Origin of the sequence: Niallia sp. MER 6 (assembly GCF_023714395.1) — a bacterium.
Classification (GTDB): domain Bacteria; phylum Bacillota; class Bacilli; order Bacillales; family Cytobacillaceae; genus Niallia.
In genome coordinates this window covers 506,554-528,534 of record NZ_JAMAUK010000001.1, presented here as the reverse complement: position 1 = coordinate 528,534, position 21,981 = coordinate 506,554, and the positions used below count along the sequence as shown (strand labels likewise).

The following is a 21,981-nucleotide window of genomic DNA, read 5'->3' as shown; positions in this document are numbered from 1 at the left end:
TAATCGTTCAGCCTTTTTGCTTATTGTTTTACGACAGGAACTGCCGCAGTTGAATCTCTGATGATTATTTCTGGTTCATAGACAATCGATGGGGCAGGTTTGCTTTTCTTTTCAACAGCAGCGACAATCCACTTGGCCGCCTCTTCGCCCATTTTCATTTTTGGATGGGTAATAGAGGTTAGTTTGACTTCTGAAGCTTCTGTTAAAAAAGAATCGTCAAAGCCTAGAATGGAAATGTCATTAGGAATAGATAAGCCCATTGTGCGCAAAATGCTGATTGCTTTAATCGCAAGCTGGTCATTATAGCAAACAATCGCAGTCGGCCTGTCTTCTCTTTTTAAAATTTCCTGCAAAGTTTCCAAGGATTTGTCTTGGTCTTCTGTTGTAAAGTTAATGATCATATCCTGAAAGAAAGGAACGGAATGATCTTTGTATGCTTGAATGAAACCTTTCATCCGGTTGACACCTTGCAAATCATCTGTTTTAAAAAGGCCGATGATTCGTTTATGTCCAAGCTTAATTAAATGCTCTGTAGCGATATACCCACCCTTTTCATCATTGACGATTATATAAGGCGGGGCAAGCTGGGAGTAGAACTGATTAATCATTAAATACGGAATCTTATTTTGCTCTAATTCCAAATAATAGCTGATATTAGGGTTGAAATTACTGCTTTTTGTCGGTTCAACAATCAGGCCGTCAATATTGCTACCAAGCATAGTCTGCAAGCTTTGCTTTTCTTTTTCAATATCATTATCCGTACATGCAAAGGTTAAGGAGTAGCCTTTTGTCGATAGATAAGATTCAATGCCTTTGATAATAGAAGGGAAGATGTAATCAGAAATATAAGTGGTAATTACCCCGATATTCTTTGTGCGTTTCACTGCTTGACCAGCAGAATTTGTACTTGTATTTCTGTCGGAGCAGAACGTTCCGGCACCTTGTTCTCTGTACAGCCATCCTTCATGAACCAAATCTCCAATTGCTTGGCGAATGGTATGGCGGCTTACGCCAAACATTTTGACAAGTTCATTTTCAGAATGAATTTTTTCTCCTGGTTTTACTTTGCCTGTTGTAATCCATTCGGTAATTTGTTCTTTTACCATGTTGTATTTTGTTTGTTGTGCCACACTATCACCACTTTCTCGCGTTTCCATATCTGTAACTTATACGTACAAAATTAGATATAGAGATATCGTACCAAAAAACACCGAAAAAAACTATCATTAAATTTTTTACCTAATGCACTTGGAGCAAACACCTTTCAGCTTATAGGAAAGAGGGTGTTTTCGTACAAGTGAATGTATGCAAGTTGTTCTCCATTTCAGCGAAAAAGAATAATACATGTCTAGAAATGTAAAAGGAATTCAGTTGACATGTACGAACAACTAGCATAAAATTTTTATTATAGAATGCGCTTACATAGAAGGGTGCTTAAATTGCAGTTACTGCTTATAAATAAGAGATAGGGAAGTGAAGCTAAAATGACAGTTGAAGCTTTTCATTTAAGGCAAGTGAGAATTACGGATGGCCCGTTTAAACATGCGATGGAATTAAACAGAGATTATCTGTTGCAGCTCAAACCAGATAAGCTATTGTCCAGATACAGACAATATGCAGGGTTAGAGCCGAAAGCAGATCATTATAAGGGCTGGGAAGAACAAGGAATTTCCGGCCATACGCTTGGACATTATATTTCTGCATGCTCTATGATGGCAGCTGCAACAGGTGACAGCAGATTTAATGAAAGAACAGCATATATAATTGACGAACTAGCGCTTTGCCAACAAGCGGATGGAACAGGTTTAATTTGTGGCATACCGAGAGGGAAAGAGATTTTTCAGGAAGTAAAAGAAGGCAAAATCTATTCTCAAGGCTTTGACTTAAATGGAGGATGGGTGCCTTTATACACCATGCATAAAGTGTTTGCTGGTTTAAGAGATGCGTATATTTACACAGATAATGAAAAGGCGCTTCAAGTGGAAATAAAGCTGGGACTTTGGCTTGAGGACATGGTTAGGGGTTTGTCTGAAGAGCAGATGGATGAACTGCTTAAATGTGAATTCGGGGGAATGGCAGAGGTTCTTGCTGACTTGGCAGTCCATACTAGTGACGACCGATTTTTTGCTCTTTCAGAAAGATTTTATCATAAAGAAGTATTAAGTCCGTTAGCAGATAGAAGGGATGCTTTAACTGGAAGGCATGCTAACACACAAATACCGAAAGTGGTCGCTGCGGCAAGGCAGTACGAAATCTCCGGCAACGAAATGTACAAGGAAATTTCTGAGTTCTTTTGGGACACTGTCGTTCATGAGCATTCCTATGTAATTGGAGGTAATTCACTTAATGAGCATTTTGGCGAAGCTGGCAAACTGAATGACCGCCTCGGTGAAAATACGTGTGAAACATGCAATTCATACAATATGCTGAAGCTTACAAAGCATCTTTTTAAGTGGAAACCTACAGCTGAAGAAGGCGATTACTATGAGAGAGCTCTTTACAATCATATACTTGCATCACAAAATCCGCATGATGGTAGTGTCTGTTATTTTGTGTCACTTGATATGGGCGGACATAAAAAATACAACTCTAAGTTTGACAGCTTTACATGCTGTGTAGGATCTGGGATGGAAAACCATGCGAGCCATGGCAATGCCATTTATTTTCATGATGAAAATAAACTGTATGTTAATCAATATATACCTTCTCGTCTTGACTGGGATAACATGGGGGTTATTGTCAAGCAAAAAACAGAATATCCACAGAATGGCAGAATTAGAATAGAACTGTCTTGCCAAGAGAAAAAGGCTTTTTCTCTCTATTTAAGATATCCTTACTGGGCGGTTAGTGGAATGGAAATTTCCATAAACGGTGAACAGTACCAGCATGATAATCAGCCTGCGAGTCTTATTGAAATAGAAAGAGTTTGGCAGGAGGGAGACGTGCTGGATATTCATATACCAATGACACTTCGCAAGGAAGCAATCCTGGATAATCCAGACAGAGTCGCTTTTTTACACGGGCCGATTGTGCTTGCAGGAGATTTAGGGGAGATAAGTGACGCACAGGTTACGAAGGATTTATTATTTACACCGGTCCTTGTGACAGATGATGATCCAATTCATGCAATAGTCGCTACTGCTGATGCAGAATACAGGCTGGATGGCATCGGCAATCCTCGTGATGTGAAGCTATTGCCGTTTTACCTTCTGCATGACAGAAGTGCGACTGTTTATTGGGATGTGTTTACAAAAGATAAGTGGCAGGAAGCGGAGAAAGCTTATAAAGAAGCGCTTCAAAAGGAACAAGCGCTGCAAGAAAAAACGCTTGATTTCGTTCAGCCTGGAGAAATGCAGCCAGAGCGCGACCATCAGTTTGAAGGAGAGCATGTCGGAATTGGAACTGTGTCTAACCGGAAGTACCGCGACACATGGCCGAATGGGCATTTCAGATTTAATCTGACAGTCTTGCCGAACGAAAATAATAGTCTTATAGCGGCTTATACAAAAAATGAATGGAACAGCATGAAGGAATTTGATGTGTTAGCAGATGACAGGAAGCTTGCCGACGGAAAGATAGAATGGGAAGAAATGAGTCAATTTGTATACGTTAAATATGAGATTCCTAGTGTGGCAACAGACAGAATTTCCATTACATTCCGGGCACATCCAGACAAAAGAGTGCCGAAAGTTTTTGAGCTAAGGACAATTAAGGGCTAAATCATACAAGTTGAAAATAAATAAAAAATTTTCAAAAAAGAGATTGAAATAATTTCAATAGATGTTAGAATTACATTATAGTTATACGTACAAGTTGATAAAAGTTATCTGGTTGTAAGGATGAATGAGAAATGTTTATGAACAGAGACAACAGGCTTCTTGTACGTATAAAGATTTTAAAGAAGTAAAGGAAGAACTAGACAGATACATTTAAATATCTCAATTTTGAAAACGCATACTTTAGCTAGGAAGGAGAAATACACATGGCAAAGTACTCAATAGGAGTAGATTATGGAACCCAATCAGGCAGGGCGGTTCTTGTAGAGGTAGGAACAGGCAGAGAGGTAGCTACTGCCGTTAAGGAATATACACATGGTGTAATGGACGAGTATTTACCTGACGGAAAGACGAAGCTGGAACATGACTGGGCCCTTCAGCATCCTGCTGATTATTTAGAAGTTTTGCAGATTACGATACCAGAGGTTTTACAGAAAGCTAATGTTTCAAATGAAGATGTTATTGGGGTTGGGATTGATTTCACTGCTTGTACGGTCCTGCCGATTGATAAGAACGGCATTCCGCTCTGCTTCTTGCCAGAGTTTAAGCAAAATCCTCACAGCTACGTGAAATTATGGAAGCACCATGCAGCTCAAGATGAGGCAAACCGTCTGAATGAAATTGCTGCACAGCGGGGAGAAACATTTTTACAGCGCTATGGCGGAAAAATTTCGTCTGAATGGGCAATCCCGAAAATCTGGCAAATTCTTAATGAAGCACCAGATGTTTATGATGCCGCAGATCAAGTGCTAGAAGCAACTGATTGGGTTATTTCCGAATTGACAGGAAAGATTGCGCGAAACAGCTGTACTGCAGGCTATAAAGCAATCTGGCACAAACAAGAAGGCTACCCAAGCAAAGAATTCTTTAAGGCGCTAGATCCACGCTTGGAAAATGTTGTAGAAGAGAAGCTGTCTACAGATATTCATTCCATTGGTTCTAAAGCAGGGGAAATCACAGAAAAAGCTGCAAAATTAACAGGCTTAAAACCGGGGACAGCAGTTGCAGTTGCAAACGTGGACGCCCATGTTGCTGTGCCCGCAGTAGGAATAACAGAGGCAGGTAAGCTGCTGATGATCATGGGTACATCAACATGCCACATCTTGCTTGGTGAAACAGAGGAAATTGTACCAGGAATGTGCGGAGTGGTCGAAGATGGAGTTATTCCAGGCTTTCTAGGATATGAAGCCGGCCAATCTTGCGTTGGAGACCATTTTGAATGGTTCACAGAAAACTGCGTACCGGAAAGCTACCAGAAGGAAGCGGAAGAAAAGGGCTTGAACATCCATCAGCTGTTGACAGAAAAAGCCAGCAAGCTGAATGTTGGGGAAAGCGGACTGCTTGCTCTTGACTGGTGGAACGGGAACAGATCAACACTTGTTGATGTTGACCTGACAGGAGTATTGCTTGGTGCCACTCTTTTAACAAAGCCGGAAGAAATTTATCGTGCATTAATTGAAGCAACTGCATACGGCACAAGGATGATTGTGGAGACATTCCGTAATAGCGGGGTGCCAGTCAATGAGGTTTACGCAGCAGGAGGCATCGCGGAAAAGAATACCCTTATGATGCAGATTTATTCAGATGTATTGAACATGGATATTAAAATTTCAGCATCCTCCCAAACACCAGCTCTTGGAAGTGCAATGTTTGGTGCTGTCGCAGCGGGTAAGGAGCGCGGGGGTTATGACCATATTAATGAAGCGGCTCAAGATATGGGAAGAATTAAGGACCATATCTATCAGCCTATTGAAAACAATGTCAACGTTTATGAGAAGCTTTTTGATGAATATTCCCGCCTATATGATTATTTTGGTCGCGGTGAAAATAATGTGATGAAAACACTCAAGCAGATTAAAAAAGAAGCTGCACTTGAGGGCAAGGAGGGAAACTATGTTAGAGAAGCTTAAGCAGGAAGTATTAGAAGCTAACCTGGCGCTGCCTCAGCATAATTTAGTAACTTTCACTTGGGGGAATGTAAGCGGTATCGACAGAGAAAGCAATCTTGTAGTCATTAAGCCAAGCGGTATCCCTTATTCACAGCTGAAAGCAGAAGACCTCGTTGTCACTGATTTGGATGGAAATATTGTGGAGGGGAATTTAAACCCTTCCTCTGACACACCGACACATCTTGCTTTATACCGTGCATTTCCAGAAATCGGCGGGATTGTACATACACATTCGCCTTGGGCAACAAGCTGGGCTCAGGCAGGCAGAAGAATTCCTGCATTAGGAACAACACATGCGGACTATTTCTATGGTGAGGTGCCTTGTACAAGAAAGCTGACGGAAGACGAGGTCAACCGAGCTTATGAGCTGGAGACAGGCAATGTCATCATTGAAACAATTCGAAAAGAGGGCATTGACCCGAAAGCACTCCCAGGGATATTGGTGACAGGCCATGCCCCGTTCTGTTGGGGAAAGAATGCAGATAATGCGGTCCATAACGCTGTCGTCCTGGAGGAGGTAGCTAAAATGGCCCTACATACATTGCAGTTAAATCCAGATGTGGAGTGGATTGATCAGTATTTGCTTGATAAGCATTACTTAAGAAAACATGGTGCGAATGCCTATTACGGACAAAAAAGCGAAGAAACAAAACAAAAAACATCCAAATAAAATAACTAGGAGGAATTAATGTGTTAAATACAAGAGAGTACGAATTCTGGTTTGTTACGGGAAGTCAGCTGTTATACGGTGAAGATGTATTAAAGCAAGTGGAAGAGCATACGAAGACAATGGTAAACGGTTTAGATTCCTCGTCTTCTTTAAGCTATAAATTAAGATTTAAGGCGGTTGTGAAAGATGCTGATTCAATCAGAAGACTTGCTTTAGAAGCAAATGCTAATGAATCCTGTGCTGGTATCATCACATGGATGCACACTTTCTCTCCATCTAAAATGTGGATTGCCGGTCTTTCGGCCTTGCAAAAACCTTTATTGCATTTTGCTACACAATACAACAGAGATATTCCATGGGAATCCATTGATATGGATTTCATGAACCTTAACCAATCAGCACATGGTGACAGGGAGCATGGTTTTATTGGAAGCAGACTGCAACTGAACAGAAAGGTTATTGTCGGACACTGGGAAAATGAAGAAATCCGCGGACGAATCGGCAGCTGGATGAGAACTGCAGTTGCTTTCTCTGAAAGCAAAGCTTTGAAGATTGCTAGATTCGGAGATAATATGCGTCAGGTTGCCGTGACTGAAGGCGACAAAATTGAAGCGCAGATTAAGCTTGGCTGGACAGTGAACGGCTACGGCATCGGAGATCTTGTAGCGAAGATGAATGAAGTAACGGATGCAGACCTCGACGCTTTGATGGCCGAGTATGAAGAAAAATACGATATCGTACCAGCAGGTTTAGAGGAAGGCTCAATCAGAGACTCCATCCGCGAGCAAGCAAAAATTGAATTAGGTATGAAAGCATTCCTGGAAGAAGGAAATTATACGGCTTTTACAACAACATTCGAAGATTTGCATGGTATGAAGCAGCTGCCTGGTCTTGCTGTGCAAAGACTGATGGAACAAGGCTACGGCTTTGCTGGTGAAGGAGACTGGAAAACAGCAGCGCTTGTCCGCTTAATGAAAATAATTGCCGGCAATGAAGGAACATCCTTTATGGAAGATTACACATATCATTTCGATCCAGAAAATGAAATGGTTCTCGGCTCACATATGCTGGAGGTATGTCCGACAATTTCGGCAACAAAACCGAAAATCGAGGTTCACCCGCTAGGTATTGGCGGCAAGGAAGATCCTGCCCGCATCGTGTTTGATGGAAGAGGAGGATTAGCATTAAATGCTTCTATCATTGACCTTGGCCACCGTTTCCGTCTGCTTGTAAACGAAGTGGATGCGATTCAGCCAGAAGAGGAAATGCCGAATTTGCCAGTGGCAAGAGTGTTATGGAAAACGCAGCCATCATTAAGCCAAGCAGTAGAAAACTGGATTCAAGCAGGCGGAGCCCATCATACATGCTTCTCTTATGTTGTATCAACAGAACAGCTTAGAGACTTAGCAGAATTAGTAGGTATTGAACTCGTTGTTATTAACAATGACACAAACTCTATTTCATTTGAAAACGAGCTGCGCTGGAATGATGTGTATTACCGTTTGAAAGGATAAGAAAATTCATCTATTAAGACGGAACAAAACAACAGCATGATAAGTCAGAACTTCCATGACAATTCTAGATTTTTTTAGAACAATGGAGGTTCTGACTTCAGCTCTTTTATCACAACGATAAAGATTAGCGGGAATGTTAACGAAGTACATATTCTGTAAGCGAATCAATAAGGAGGAGAAGATAGCATGGGGAATACGGTAATCATTAACGCGGACGTAAAAAAAGGAAAAATTAATAAAAATATTTACGGTCATTTTGCAGAGCATTTAGGCAGATGTATATATGAAGGAATATGGGTTGGAGAGGAATCGCCAATACCGAATACAAAAGGAATAAGAAATGATGTATTAGCAGCGCTAAAAAAAATTAATATTCCAGTCTTAAGATGGCCAGGCGGCTGTTTTGCAGATGAGTACCATTGGAAGGATGGAATCGGCCCAAGAGAAGACCGCAAACGAATGGTTAATACACATTGGGGCGGCGTCGTTGAAAACAACCATTTCGGAACACATGAATTTATGCTTCTGTGCGAGCTGTTAGGGACTGAACCGTATATCTGTGGAAATGTTGGCAGCGGCACTGTCCAAGAAATGTCAGAATGGGTAGAATACATGACATTCGAAGGAGAATCTCCAATGGCAAATTGGCGCCGCGAAAACGGCAGAGATGAACCATGGCAGCTGACTTATTTTGGCGTCGGCAATGAAAACTGGGGCTGCGGCGGAAATATGAGACCAGAATATTATGCGGATCTTTATCGCCGTTACCAAACATATGTCAGGAACTACGGAGATAACAAAATTTATAAAATTGCAGGCGGAGCAAATGTCGATGATTATAACTGGACAGAAGTGCTCATGAAAAATGCCGGCCACTTGATGGATGGGCTTAGCCTTCATTATTATACAATTCCGGGAGACTTCTGGCTTGGTAAAGGCTCAGCACTAGACTTCCCTGAGGATGAGTGGTTCATTACGATGAAGAAAGCCATTCATATGGATGAGCTCATTACAAAGCATGGCAATATTATGGATAAATATGATCCTGATAAACGTGTTGGCATGATTATTGATGAGTGGGGCACATGGTTTGATGTAGAGCCGGGAACAAATCCAGGCTTCTTGTATCAGCAAAATACGATTCGTGATGCACTCGTCGCAGCACTGCATTTTAATATTTTCCATCAGCATTGTGACCGTGTCCAAATGACGAATATCGCACAAACAGTGAACGTGCTGCAAGCGATGATTTTGACAGAAGGCGAAGAAATGATTCTTACGCCGACATATCATGTTTTTGATATGTACAAAGTCCATCAAGATGCTGAGCTTTTAAGTGTGGATGCGCAAATTGGCAGCTATGAACATAACGGAGAAACCCTTCCGCAAGTAAGTGTGACAGCATCGAAGGATTCTGCTGGCCAGGTTAATGTGAGCTTCTGCAATATCGATCATGTAAACGGCAGCTCATTCGAATTGGATTTACGCGGACTGACCGAGGCGAAAGAGGTATCTGGTACAATCCTGACAGCAGATGCAATGAATGCTCATAATACATTTGATGCGCCAGAAACAGTTAAGCCAGCTGCATTTACAGATGTGTTAGTAAACGGAAGCAAGCTGTCTGTGAATATTCCACCGATGTCTGTAGTGACATTAGCTATAACAGGAGCTTAAAACATGATGCAAAAGAATGCATGCAAGGGCTGTGTCGAGAGTGTAATAGTTTCAGAGGAAGTCATTGAGGAGCTGCTTAAAGAGGCAGCAGAAACACCGGAAAAGCTTGTGCTTGATTCAGTCTATCAAGAAAGGCTGAGCATTTGCCGAGACTGCACTTCTTTACAATACGGGACGACTTGTGCCTATAGCGGATGTATTGTCCGCTATAGAGCAAAGTTTAAAAGAAAAGCATGCCCGAATATCGGAAACCCTAAATGGTCTAAAGTTGTATAAAGCTTATCTTTAAAAAACTTTCAAGAAGAAAGGAAGTAAAGCACATGACAGCGAATAAAGCAAAGATGATTCTAGAAAAGGATTTTAAAGTTGGAGAAATTGACAATCGGATTTATGGCTCATTCATTGAACATCTCGGAAGGGCTGTGTATGGAGGTGTCTATGAACCGAATCATCCGGAAGCAGATGAGAACGGTTTCAGGAAAGACGTTATCCATTTAGTTAGAGAACTTCAAGTGCCCCTTGTCCGCTATCCAGGCGGTAACTTTGTGTCCGGCTATAATTGGGAAGATGGTGTTGGTCCTGTTGAAAGCCGCCCGCGCAGATTGGATCTGGCTTGGAGAACGACAGAGACAAATGAAGTAGGTACAAATGAATTCATGAAATGGGCAAAACTGGTAGGTGCAGATGTAAACATGGCAGTCAACCTTGGGACAAGGGGAATTGATGCTGCCAGAAATCTTGTTGAGTATTGCAACCATCCAGGAGGTTCCTATTACAGTGATCTTCGTGCTGCGCACGGGGTGAAGGAACCATACAATATTAAAACATGGTGCTTGGGAAATGAAATGGATGGTCCTTGGCAAATCGGCCACAAGACTGCAGCAGAGTATGGAAGAATTGCTCAAGAAGCAGCCAAAGTGATGAAATGGGTCGATCCGTCCATTGAGCTGGTAGCCTGCGGCAGCTCTCATCGCAATATGCCAACATTTGCAGATTGGGAAGCAACAGTGCTTGACCATACATATGACCATGTTGATTATATTTCCTTACACCAATATTACGGAAATCAGTCTAATGATGTAGCCAATTATTTGGCTTTATCACTCGAAATGGATGACTTCATCTCCTCTGTCATCTCGATTGCAGACTATGTAAAAGCAAAAAAACGAAGCAAAAAGAAAATAAATCTGTCCTTTGATGAGTGGAATGTCTGGTACCACAGCAATGAAAACGACAAGTTGATCGAGCCTTGGAGCATCGCGCCGCATCAGCTTGAAGACGTTTATAACTTTGAAGATGCTCTGCTTGTAGGCTGTATGCTGATTACGATGTTAAAGCATGCAGACAGATTGAAGATTGCTTGTTTAGCACAGCTTGTAAACGTTATTGCGCCAATTATGACAGAGGATAATGGGCCAGCATGGAAACAGACTATTTTCTACCCGTATATGCATACATCTGTTTACGGAAGAGGAGTATCCTTGAATCCAATTATCTCCAGCCCGAAATATGACAGTAAGGACTTTACAGATGTCCCATTTTTAGAATCAACAGCCGTATATAACGAAGAACAGGAACAGCTGACTATCTTTGCTGTGAATCGTCATTTAGAAGAAGGTCTCCTGCTTGAATGTGATATTCGCAATTTTGAAGGGTATCAAGTTGTCGAACATATCGTTTTAGAAAACGATGATATCAAGGCGGAAAACAGTGCCGAAAAACAGCGCGTAGAGCCGCATACAAATGGGAATGCCGAATATAAAGACGGAATTATTACAGCTGTTTTGCCAAAGCTGTCCTGGAACGTAATCAGGTTAGAAAAACGATAATGCGCTATTAAACTAATAGCTGCTAGCGGAAGGGATAGATTATATGAACATAACAGTAGAAGCATATGGGAAAATCGGCGATAAAGCCGTAGATCAATACAAACTGACGAATGATAACGGAATGGATGTTACGTGTATCAACTACGGCTGCATTATTACAAGCATAGTAACACCAGACAAAAATGGCAGCTTTGAAAATATTGTTCTTGGATACGATTCACTTCAAGAATACGAGCAGGATTCCTACTTTTTAGGAGCGGTTGTCGGCAGGATAGCAGGCAGAATTAAAGGAGCTGGTTTTGAACTGGATGGCAAGCAGTATACACTTGCCAAAAATGACGGAGCAAACCATCTGCACGGAGGAGTAAAGGGCTATAACAGAGTCGTTTGGCAAGCGGAGCCAATAGAAGAGGACGGGGCAGTTGGCGTTAAGTTTACTCATACAAGTCCTGATGGTGACGAAGGCTATCCAGGTGAGCTGAGGCTAACAGTATCCTACTTGCTCAATAATGATAACGAATTAAGCATTACTTACGCAGGTACAGCAGATCAAAAAACAATCGTCAATTTAACAAACCACTCTTACTTCAATTTAAGCGGAAATCTTAAAAGAGATGTCCTAAACCATAAGCTGACAATAGCTGCTGACCGTTTTCTGGAATTGGATGGAGAACTGATTCCCACAGGTATCCTAGCAAACGTGGAAGATACAGTTTTTGACTTTAGGGAAGGACGACTTATTGCGTCTGGTGCTGAATCAAGAGATGAACAAATATCACTTGCAGGTGGCGGCTATGATCATCCATTCCTTCTGAATAAAGAGAAGACGGACGAAATTCTGTTAACGGAAGAAGAGTCAGGCAGAACTTTGACAATCAGTACAGATGAAGCTGGTGTTGTGTTATATACTGGCAATCAAATTGACGAGTCCAGCAGATTTTTTGAAGTTCCGGCAAAACGATACCATGGACTTTGCCTAGAAACACAAGGACTTCCAGATGCAATCAATCAACCTGAATTTCCGACATGGGTAATGGAGGCAGACGAGGAATTTAAAAGAAAAACAACTTACACTTTTGGAACATTATAATAAATAAACACGTGGACTTGGCGGGTGTTAGAGGAGGAGTTTGCAATGGAAAATTTTGTTGCCGAAATTCATGATCTATTTAAAACATGCAGCTGCGGAAATCATCATAATGACATACCGATTGAAACAATTATGGCAGAGAACGGAGCTCTGAACAAAGTAGCTTCCTTCCTGGCTGAAAAGTCTTTTGGCAGTCCGAAAATCGTTGCTGACAGCAATACGATGACTGCGGCGGGAGATAAATTGACAGAGCTGCTTAACTCAGCAGGTTTAGCGGTAACATCCTGTGAAGTAACTCCAGATGAGAACGGAGATGTAGTAGCAGATGAAAAGGCACTTGTTCAAGTGCTGCTTGAAACAGGGAGAAACAGCGATTGTATGATAGCAGTCGGTTCAGGGACAATTCATGATATTACCCGCTTTTGCAGCGCTACATTAAATATACCATTCATTTCCATACCTACTGCACCTTCCGTTGATGGATTTACTTCACTGGGGGCGCCGCTCATTGTTAGGGGTGTGAAGAAAACATTTCAAATGACATCACCTATTGCAGTATTTGCTGATATTGATGTCTTAAAAAAGGCACCGAAAGAGATGATTGCAGCAGGTGTCGGCGATATGATTGCCAAGTACACGTCTCTAGCTGATTGGAAGTTTGAGCGTTATGCAGCGGATGTTCCTTATTGTGAGCTTTCTGCTGAATTAACTCAGCTCGCATTGGATGAATGTGTTGCCAATATCGAAAAAATAGCGAAAGCAGAGGACGAAGGCATCACCATCTTAATAGAAAGTCTTATCAAGTCAGGCATCGCCATGCTTGTCTTCGGGCAATCACATCCAGCTTCAGGAGGAGAACATCATTTATCTCATTATTGGGAAATGGACCTTTTGAAAAACAATCGTCCCCAAGTCCTGCATGGAGCGAAGGTTGGCGTTACTACTATATTGTTAAGCTCCATATATAAGAGTGAGTTTCTTAATGAACTGGACAATATATTAGAGAATGGCGAAATACAAGAAAAGCATGGTAAAGTGTTGGCTAATTTAAGAGAGAATAAAGACAAAGTGAAAGAAATACTTGAAGCGATACCTGATCCTGAAAGCACTAAAAGGCTGATTGAAAATTTAGGTGGGCCAGTTTTGCCAAATGAACTAGGCATCTCGGATTCATTAGTGCACGACAGTCTAAAACATGCTCACCATCTTAGAGACCGTTACACAGTCTTGAAGTTTTTGAATGTAGTGTTACAAACAGAGTATGATTTTGCGGCAAAAGCATAATACAAAAAAACCTGCTGTTTAAAACAGCAGGTTTTTTTGTATTATGAATGGTTAACTTTTGAATATCTATCCAAAACTGTTGTGAAAATAAGTACCAAGAATCATTTTCAATAAAAACAAAAATAAATAGAGGAAAACACCTTTATTTGTAAAATATTTAGGTTGGTAGACAATTTTTTCAGTATTTACAGCTCTTATTCACTATTAATAACAAAAATGCACCAGAGATAGACAGGAAACCTATCCTTTTTATCTCTTTATCTCCAAAAATATGAAAAAATAAAGAGGAAAACGGTTGACTGAAAGCGTTATCCGTATTATGATGTAATCATAAATTATCAAAACATAACCAAAACATAACAACAAGATGATGATAGTATGAATAAGTTTTCCCAATATATTTATGAACTGCAGTATCAGCAGACAGAATAAAGTGAGAAGGGAAGCAATACAATCAACTTATTAGCTGTTCAAACAGCCGAAATAATATCTGGAGGAGGAAATGAAGATGTCTACAGTTACAGCAGAAAAACTGAAAAACTATATTAATGGTGAGTGGGTTGAAAGCAATACTTCTGTTTACGAAGAGGTATTTAACCCTGCTACAAAAGAAGTCATCGGTCGTGTTCCTATTTCCACTAAGGAAGATATTGAGCAGGCAACAGAAGCTGCAAAGGCAGCATTTGAAAAATGGAAGAATGTCGCGGTGCCAAGAAGAGCTAGAATATTATTCAACTATTAGCAGCTGCTTATGAAAAATAAAGAAGAGCTGGCAAGGCTGATTACTATTGAAAATGGAAAAAACTTAACAGAGGCTTTGGGAGAAGTACAAAGAGGAATTGAGAATGTAGAATTCGCAGCAGGTGCACCAACATTAATGATGGGTGACTCACTTGCTTCCATTGCAACAGATGTTGAAGCGACAAACTATCGTTACCCAATCGGTGTAGTCGGCGGAATTGCACCATTCAACTTTCCAATGATGGTGCCATGCTGGATGTTCCCAATGGCAATTGCTCTTGGCAATACTTTCATCTTAAAGCCATCTGAGAGAACACCGCTGTTAACAAGAAGATTAGTAGAGTTGTTCACAGAAGCAGGATTACCTAAAGGGGTATTCAATGTAGTTTATGGAGCACATGATGTTGTAAACGGCATCTTGGAGCATCCTGAAATTAAAGCAATCTCTTTCGTCGGCTCAAAGCCGGTTGGTGAGTATGTTTATAAAAAAGGTTCAGAGAACTTAAAGCGTGTTCAAGCACTGACAGGTGCAAAAAACCATACAATCGTCCTGAATGATGCTAACTTGGAAGAAACAGTCACTAATGTTGTTTCAGCTGCATTCGGTTCAGCTGGTGAACGCTGCATGGCATGTGCTGTCGTTACAGTAGAAGAAGGCATTGCAGATGAGTTTATGGCTGCATTAAAAGCGAAAACAAGCAGCATCAAAATTGGAAACGGCTTGGAAGACGGTGTGTTCTTAGGTCCTGTTATCAGAGAGGAAAATAAACAAAAAACATTAGGTTATATCGAAAAAGGTATTTCCGAAGGCGCAAACTTGATTGCAGACGGTCGACAAAATGCTCCAGAAGAAGGATATTTCGTTGGACCAACAATCTTTGATAATGTCACAACAGATATGACAATCTGGAAAGAAGAAATATTTGCTCCTGTATTGTCCGTCATCCGTGTGAAAAACTTAAAAGAAGCAATTGATATTGCGAACCAATCAGAGTTTGCTAACGGTGCCTGCTTGTTTACATCCAATGCATCTGCCATTCGCTACTTCAGAGAAAATATTGATGCAGGTATGCTTGGCATTAACCTGGGAGTACCAGCGCCGATGGCATTCTTCCCATTCTCAGGCTGGAAGTCTTCTTTCTACGGAACACTTCATGCAAACGGCAAGGATAGTGTAGATTTCTATACTCGCAAAAAAGTAGTTACAGCAAGATATTTGGCACCGACTTTTGATTGATAGATAGAATGAGAGTTTTTGTGAATTTTTTGGCCTCGATCAGAGTGGGAAACTCTGATCGTAAGGCTTAAGGAGGAAAAACGTATGAGTCAACTGCTGCGAAAATTTCAGCATACGGAAGCAATCGATGGTGTAAAAGTTATTCATGATGTTACGCAAGAAAACTCCCCGCTAAAATATGTTGGTTTTAAATTAATTGAATTATCCCAAAATGCTCAATACAAAGAGACGCTCGGTTTAGAAGAATGCTGCATTGTTGCTGTAACAGGAAAAATTACTGTTAGTGACGGCACAGCTGTATTTGAGAATATCGGCACTCGAGACAGCGTGTTTGAACGGATTCCAACAGACAGTGTCTATGTTTCTAATGGGAATGAATTCACAATCTCTGCAAACAGCAGAAATGCTAGAGTAGCCCTATGTTATTCCCCTTCTGATGAGGCAAAGCCAACGAAGTTGATTAAAGCAGAAGAAAACAGTGTAGAGCATAGAGGGAAATTTAATAACCAGCGCCTTGTCCATAATATCCTTCCCGATTCGCATCCTGCAGCCAACAGCCTTCTCGTTGTTGAGGTCATCACAGAAACTGCGAATTGGTCAAGCTATCCGCCCCACAAACATGACCAGGATAATTTGCCAGAGGAATCATTTTTGGAAGAAACATACTACCATGAAATCGATCCAAGACAAGGATTCCTGTTTCAACGCGTATACACTGATGACCGATCATTAGATGAGACGATGGCAGTTGAAGATGGTGATGTAGTAATTGTGCCTAAAGGTTATCATCCTGTTGGTGTGCCGGATGGTTATACATCTTACTATTTAAATGTCATGGCAGGACCGACAAGAATTTGGAAATTCAATAATGATAAAGACCATGAATGGATTTTAAACCGCTAAATTAGGAGGATGCTACCAATGAAATATGAATTCAATTCAGATAAAGAGTTTGACTTAATAGCAATCGGCAGAGCCTGCATCGACTTAAATGCAGTGGAATATAACCGTCCAATGGAAGAGACGATGACATTTTCCAAGTATGTAGGAGGATCACCGGCAAATATAGCAATTGGCAGCAGCAAACTAGGCTTAAAAGCTGGCTTTATCGGAAAAATTGCTGATGATCAGCATGGCCGCTTTATCAAGAGCTATATGCAAGGTGTTGGCATAGATGTTTCTAACATAGTGACAGACACAGAAGGACATAAGACAGGCCTTGCCTTTACAGAAATCAAAAGTCCTGATGAATGCAGTATCCTCATGTACCGTGATGATGTAGCAGATTTATATCTTGAGCCTTCTGAAGTAAACGAAGAATATATCAAAAGAGCAAAGCTGCTGCTTGTATCTGGAACAGCTCTAGCTGCAAGTCCTTCTAGAGAAGCTGTAATTAAAGCAGTCCAACTAGCTAAGAAGAATGGCGTTAAGGTAGCGTTCGAACTAGATTATCGTCCATATACATGGAAATCACAGGAAGAAACAGCTGTTTATTATTCTCTTATTGCAGAGCAAGTGGAAATTATTATTGGTACACGTGATGAGTATGATGTGATGGAAAACAGGAAAGATGGCCGTAATCATGAAACAGTGCAGCATCTTTTTGGCCAAAGTGCTGAATTAATTGTCATTAAGCATGGTGTTGACGGATCATACGCTTATGTGAAATCAGGTGATGTCTTCAGAGCGCAAGCGTATAAGACGAATGTATTAAAAACCTTTGGAGCTGGAGATTCCTATGCATCTGCCTTCTTGTATGCATTAATTTCCGGCAAGGAGATCGGCGAAGCTCTGAAATACGGAAGTGCGTCCGCTTCTATTGTAGTAAGCAAGCACAGTTCATCTGAGGCGATGCCGCAAGTGGAAGAAATTGAGGAACTGATTGCGAAAAATGAAAAGATTGAAGCATCAAGATAGGAGGCAAAAGAATGGAAACGATTCGTTTGACAACTGCACAAGCGCTGGTCAAATTTTTGAATCAGCAGTATATCCATGTTGATGGTAATGAGTTTCCTTTTGTAGAAGGAATCTTCAATGTATTTGGTCACGGAAATGTATTAGGAATTGGTCAAGCCCTGGAACAGGACCGAGGACATTTAAAAGTGATTCAAGGTAAGAACGAACAAGGGATGGCACATGCTGCTATTGCTTACAGCAAGCAAATGCTCAGACAGAAGATATTTGCTGTTTCCACTTCTTCAGGTCCTGGCTCAGCAAATGTTATTACAGCAGCTGCCACAGCGCACGCTAATAATATTCCTGTTTTATTTATTCCGGCAGACACTTTTGCATCAAGACAGCCAGACCCTGTTTTGCAGCAAATGGAGCAAGAGTACAGCATTGCAGTAACAACAAATGATGCATTTTTGCCAGTTTCCCGCTACTGGGACCGCATTACTCGCCCGGAACAGCTGATGTCAAGTTTGCTGCGCGCATTTGAAGTGATGACAGATCCAGGGAAGGCTGGCCCGGCAACGATTTGTATCGCTCAAGATGTCGAAGGGGAAGCCTTTGATTATGATGTGAAGTTCTTTGAGAAAAGAGTGCATTATGTTGACCGGAAAGCCCCTCATGAGCGTGAGCTCGACGGTGCTGTCAAGCTGATCCAATCCTCTAAAAAGCCGCTTATTTTAGTAGGCGGAGGCGCGAAATATTCAGAGGCAAGAGAAAGCTTAATCGCATTTTCTGAAAAATACAACATCCCGCTCGTTGAAACACAGGCAGGCAAATCGACAGTAGAAAGTGACTTCAAAAACAATCTTGGCGGTATGGGTATTACTGGTACTCTTGCTGCTAATAAAGCAGCAAAAGAAGCAGATCTCATTATTGGTATTGGTACAAGATATACCGATTTTGCGACATCCTCCAAAACGGCCTTTGATTTTGCTTCAGCTAAGTTTTTAAACATTAACGTAAGCAGAATGCAAACATATAAATTTGATGCATTCCAAGTCGTAGCAGATGCAAAAACAACACTCGACCGGTTATTCCCGCTTCTTGAAGGCTATGAAAGCGAATTTGGAAGCAGAATCGGCCAATTGAAAGATGAGTGGCTTGCAGAAAGAGAGCGATTAGGCAAGGTTGAATTCAACCGTGAAGCATTTAATCCTGAGATTAAAAACCACTTTTCACAAGAAATTCTGAATGAATATGCTAACGCTCTTAATACAGAGTTAGCCCAAACAACAGCATTGCTAACTATTAATGATAGTGTTGCAAAAGACAGTACGGTTATCTGTTCTGCTGGTTCTCTGCCAGGCGACTTGCAGCGCTTATGGCATTCTAGTACCCCGAACACATACCATCTTGAATACGGATATTCCTGTATGGGCTATGAAATTTCTGGAGCATTAGGTGTGAAATTAGCTGATCCATCAAAAGAAGTTTACTCCTTTGTCGGAGACGGAAGCTTCCTCATGCTGCATTCAGAGCTTGTGACATCCTTGCAATATAAGCAAAAAATTAATGTTCTCTTGTTTGATAATTCAGGGTGGGGCTGTATCAACAACCTGCAAATGGATCATGGCAGCGGCAGCTTCGATTGTGAGTTCCGCGATGCTGATAATCAGATTATGAACATTGATTACGCTAAAGTTGCAGAAGGCTATGGAGCAAAGGTTTATCGTGCCAACACAGTCGAGGAATTGAAAGCAGCTATAGAAGATTCGAAAAAACAAGATATTTCTACCTTGATTGAAATGAAAGTGCTGCCAAAGACAATGACAGACGGCTATGACAGCTGGTGGAATGTTGGGGTTGCTGAAGCCTCTAACATGGAAAGTGTCCAAAAAGCTAATGACTCCAGGAAGGCGAAACTTCAAGAAGCAAAACAATATTAAAAGGGGAGAATGGGGATGGGGAATCAAATCTTATGGGGTATGGCACCGATTGGCTGGCGCAATGATGATATTCCCGAAATTGGTGCCGGCAATACGTTGCAGCACTTGCTTAGTGATATTGTAGTTGCAGGTTTTCAAGGAACAGAAGTAGGCGGCTTTTTCCCAGAACCGAGTGTCTTGAATAAGGAGCTTGGTTTGCGAAACTTAAAGATAGCTGGGAAATGGTTCTCAAGTTACATCATCCGAGACGGCATGGATTCAGCGGCAGAAGCGTTCCATGAGCATTGCAAATATTTACAAGAAGTGAATGCGTCTGTTGCTGTTGTGTCTGAACAGACCTACAGCGTGCAAGGCACTTCAGAAAATGTATTTTTGACAAAGCCCTTCTTTACCGATCAAGAATGGAGTCTGTTGTGCAGCGGCTTGAATGAGCTCGGTAAAATTGCTGAAACTTATCAATTGAAGCTTGTCTATCATCATCATATGGGAACAGGGGTTCAGACATTAGCGGAAATAGACCGTTTGATGGATCATACAGATGCCAATCATGTACACCTTCTTTATGATACTGGCCATATATTCGTATCTGACGGAGATTATATGACATTGCTTATGAAGCACAGAGACCGTATCAAGCATGTTCATTTTAAAGATGTCAGAGAAAATGCGCTTACTGAATGCAGTAAGGAAGGCTTGTCCTTTCTGCAATCCTTCCTTCGGGGCATGTTTACAGTACCTGGGGATGGCTGTATTGACTTTACAGAAGTGTATGCCTACTTGCTTGAGACGAATTACAGCGGCTGGATTGTGATTGAAGCAGAACAAGATCCCGCAGTCGCAAATCCTTTAGAATATGCTCTTATCGCCAGAAATTATATAAATAAGAAATTGCTTGTCCAAACATACACGGAAAAGGGGAATGTTGTATGACTACAAGCAAGGATACCCATAAAAAACACTTGAAGAAAATCACCATTATTTCAACATTCGGGGGGCTGCTGTTCGGTTATGATACAGGCGTCATAAATGGGGCCCTCCCCTTTATGTCAGAAGAAGATCAGTTGAATCTTACTCCCTTTACAGAAGGGCTTGTCACAAGTTCTCTCTTGTTTGGAGCTGCTTTTGGAGCAATGTTTGGCGGCAGATTATCTGATCATCATGGCCGGAGGAAGAATATTCTTTATCTTGCTATCTTGTTTATCTTTGCTACATTAGGCTGTACTTTTGCACCAAGTGTAGAATTGATGGTTACCTTCCGCTTCATTTTAGGTCTTGCTGTCGGCGGAGCTTCGGTAACAGTACCTGCTTTCCTGGCAGAAATGTCGCCTGCTGAAAACAGGGGAAGAATGGTTACACAGAATGAGCTAATGATCGTATCAGGGCAGCTGCTCGCATTTACTTTCAATGCTATTTTAGGAAATACACTAGGTGATACAGCTCATGTCTGGCGATATATGCTTGTCATTGCATCCCTTCCTGCTGTATTTCTATGGTTTGGAATGCTCGTTGTCCCGGAAAGTCCGCGCTGGCTTGCTTCTAAAGGCAGAATCGGCGATGCACTGCGCGTGCTGCAAAAGGTAAGAGCAGAAGCAAGAGCACAAGCAGAACTGAAAGAAATTGAGAAATCGCTTGAAGATCAGTCTCAAATGAAAAAAGCGACTTTTAAAGATTTGAATGTTCCATGGGTTCGAAGAATTGTGTTTATTGGTTTGGGGATTGCTGTTGTACAGCAAATAACAGGCGTTAACTCAATCATGTATTATGGAACAGAAATCTTAAAGGATGCTGGTTTTGAGACAAGAGCAGCTTTAATAGGAAATATTGCAAACGGTATCATATCGGTTGTTGCTACGTTTGTCGGAATCTGGCTCCTAGGTAGGGTCGGCCGCCGTCCAATGTTGATTACAGGTCAAATCGGCACAACCATTGCCTTGCTGTTAATCGGAATCTTTTCTCTTACGATGGAAGGATCACCAGCATTGCCATATATCGTCTTATCCTTAACTGTAACCTTTTTAGCCTTCCAGCAAGGAGCTATCTCACCAGTGACTTGGCTCATGCTTTCGGAAATTTTCCCGCAAAGGCTTAGAGGACTTGGAATGGGAGTGACAGTGTTTTGCTTGTGGATCACGAACTTCTTAGTTGGCTTGCTGTTCCCTGTATTAATGGCAGGAATTGGACTGTCCACAACATTCTTCGTTTTTGTCGGATTGGGAATCATTGCGATTGCGTTTGTTAAGAAGTATTTGCCGGAAACAAAGGATCGCTCCTTAGAGCAATTAGAACAGGAATTTCGCAACTACGGGAAGAACCTCTCAGATGATGATGCAATACCAGAAGCGAAATAAGTTTTTTTGTAAGCGTATACCAAAGGA

Annotated in this window: 15 protein-coding genes and 1 pseudogene; 15 read left to right on the top strand and 1 reads right to left on the bottom strand. The window is 41.4% G+C overall.

Annotated features, from left to right (window positions below; genetic code table 11):
* Positions 1 to 20: 20 nt before the first annotated feature.
* Positions 21 to 1,130, bottom strand: coding sequence for a GntR family transcriptional regulator (locus M3600_RS02465; RefSeq protein ID WP_282581422.1), 1,110 nt, complete (start codon positions 1,128 to 1,130; stop codon positions 21 to 23).
* Between the two features lie 354 nt (positions 1,131 to 1,484).
* On the opposite strand from M3600_RS02465, the gene M3600_RS02460 reads away from it, so the two are divergent.
* The 15 genes and pseudogenes from M3600_RS02460 to M3600_RS02390 all read left to right on the top strand — a co-directional run bounded on the left by M3600_RS02460 (position 1,485) and on the right by M3600_RS02390 (position 21,954).
* Positions 1,485 to 3,719, top strand: coding sequence for a glycoside hydrolase family 127 protein (locus M3600_RS02460; RefSeq protein WP_251644687.1), 2,235 nt, complete (start codon positions 1,485 to 1,487; stop codon positions 3,717 to 3,719).
* A 263-nt stretch (positions 3,720 to 3,982) separates the two neighbouring features.
* Positions 3,983 to 5,686, top strand: a complete 1,704-nt coding sequence (araB, locus tag M3600_RS02455; RefSeq protein WP_233317172.1) for a ribulokinase — start codon at positions 3,983 to 3,985, stop codon at positions 5,684 to 5,686.
* The gene (gene araD / locus M3600_RS02450; RefSeq protein WP_233317171.1) at positions 5,670 to 6,395 is read left to right on the top strand and encodes an L-ribulose-5-phosphate 4-epimerase; all 726 of its coding nucleotides are present in this window, start codon (positions 5,670 to 5,672) and stop codon (positions 6,393 to 6,395) included. Before araB ends, araD begins: the two co-directional genes overlap by 17 nt.
* Positions 6,396 to 6,415: 20 nt before the next feature.
* Positions 6,416 to 7,909, top strand: coding sequence for an L-arabinose isomerase (araA, locus tag M3600_RS02445; RefSeq protein ID WP_233317170.1), 1,494 nt, complete (start codon positions 6,416 to 6,418; stop codon positions 7,907 to 7,909).
* A 186-nt stretch (positions 7,910 to 8,095) separates the two neighbouring features.
* The gene (locus tag M3600_RS02440; protein WP_251644686.1) at positions 8,096 to 9,586 is read left to right on the top strand and encodes an alpha-N-arabinofuranosidase; all 1,491 of its coding nucleotides are present in this window, start codon (positions 8,096 to 8,098) and stop codon (positions 9,584 to 9,586) included.
* 3 nt (positions 9,587 to 9,589) lie between these two features.
* The gene (locus M3600_RS02435; RefSeq protein ID WP_233317168.1) at positions 9,590 to 9,862 is read left to right on the top strand and encodes a DUF6171 family protein; all 273 of its coding nucleotides are present in this window, start codon (positions 9,590 to 9,592) and stop codon (positions 9,860 to 9,862) included.
* Positions 9,863 to 9,906: 44 nt separating this feature from the next.
* A complete protein-coding gene (gene arfA, locus M3600_RS02430; RefSeq protein ID WP_233317167.1) occupies positions 9,907 to 11,415 on the top strand; it encodes an arabinosylfuranosidase ArfA in 1,509 nt (502 codons plus the stop codon).
* A 43-nt stretch (positions 11,416 to 11,458) separates the two neighbouring features.
* Positions 11,459 to 12,505 carry an aldose epimerase family protein gene (locus M3600_RS02425; RefSeq protein WP_251644685.1) on the top strand — a complete coding sequence of 349 codons (1,047 nt, stop codon included), beginning with the start codon at positions 11,459 to 11,461 and terminating at the stop codon, positions 12,503 to 12,505.
* Positions 12,506 to 12,550: 45 nt separating this feature from the next.
* A complete protein-coding gene (locus tag M3600_RS02420; protein WP_251644684.1) occupies positions 12,551 to 13,789 on the top strand; it encodes a sn-glycerol-1-phosphate dehydrogenase in 1,239 nt (412 codons plus the stop codon).
* 508 nt (positions 13,790 to 14,297) lie between these two features.
* Positions 14,298 to 15,767 (top strand): annotated as a pseudogene (gene iolA, locus M3600_RS02415) (methylmalonate-semialdehyde dehydrogenase).
* Between the two features lie 84 nt (positions 15,768 to 15,851).
* On the top strand, positions 15,852 to 16,670 hold the full coding sequence (iolB, locus tag M3600_RS02410; RefSeq protein WP_251644683.1) for a 5-deoxy-glucuronate isomerase: 819 nt from the start codon (positions 15,852 to 15,854) through the stop codon (positions 16,668 to 16,670).
* An 18-nt stretch (positions 16,671 to 16,688) separates the two neighbouring features.
* Positions 16,689 to 17,684, top strand: coding sequence for a 5-dehydro-2-deoxygluconokinase (gene iolC, locus M3600_RS02405; protein WP_251644682.1), 996 nt, complete (start codon positions 16,689 to 16,691; stop codon positions 17,682 to 17,684).
* 11 nt (positions 17,685 to 17,695) lie between these two features.
* The gene (iolD, locus tag M3600_RS02400; RefSeq protein ID WP_237941013.1) at positions 17,696 to 19,606 is read left to right on the top strand and encodes a 3D-(3,5/4)-trihydroxycyclohexane-1,2-dione acylhydrolase (decyclizing); all 1,911 of its coding nucleotides are present in this window, start codon (positions 17,696 to 17,698) and stop codon (positions 19,604 to 19,606) included.
* A 15-nt stretch (positions 19,607 to 19,621) separates the two neighbouring features.
* Positions 19,622 to 20,536 (top strand): myo-inosose-2 dehydratase, encoded by a 915-nt coding sequence (iolE, locus tag M3600_RS02395; protein WP_251644681.1) that lies wholly within the window; start codon positions 19,622 to 19,624, stop codon positions 20,534 to 20,536.
* On the top strand, positions 20,533 to 21,954 hold the full coding sequence (locus M3600_RS02390; RefSeq protein ID WP_233317159.1) for a sugar porter family MFS transporter: 1,422 nt from the start codon (positions 20,533 to 20,535) through the stop codon (positions 21,952 to 21,954). Before iolE ends, M3600_RS02390 begins: the two co-directional genes overlap by 4 nt.
* Positions 21,955 to 21,981: the final 27 nt, after the last annotated feature.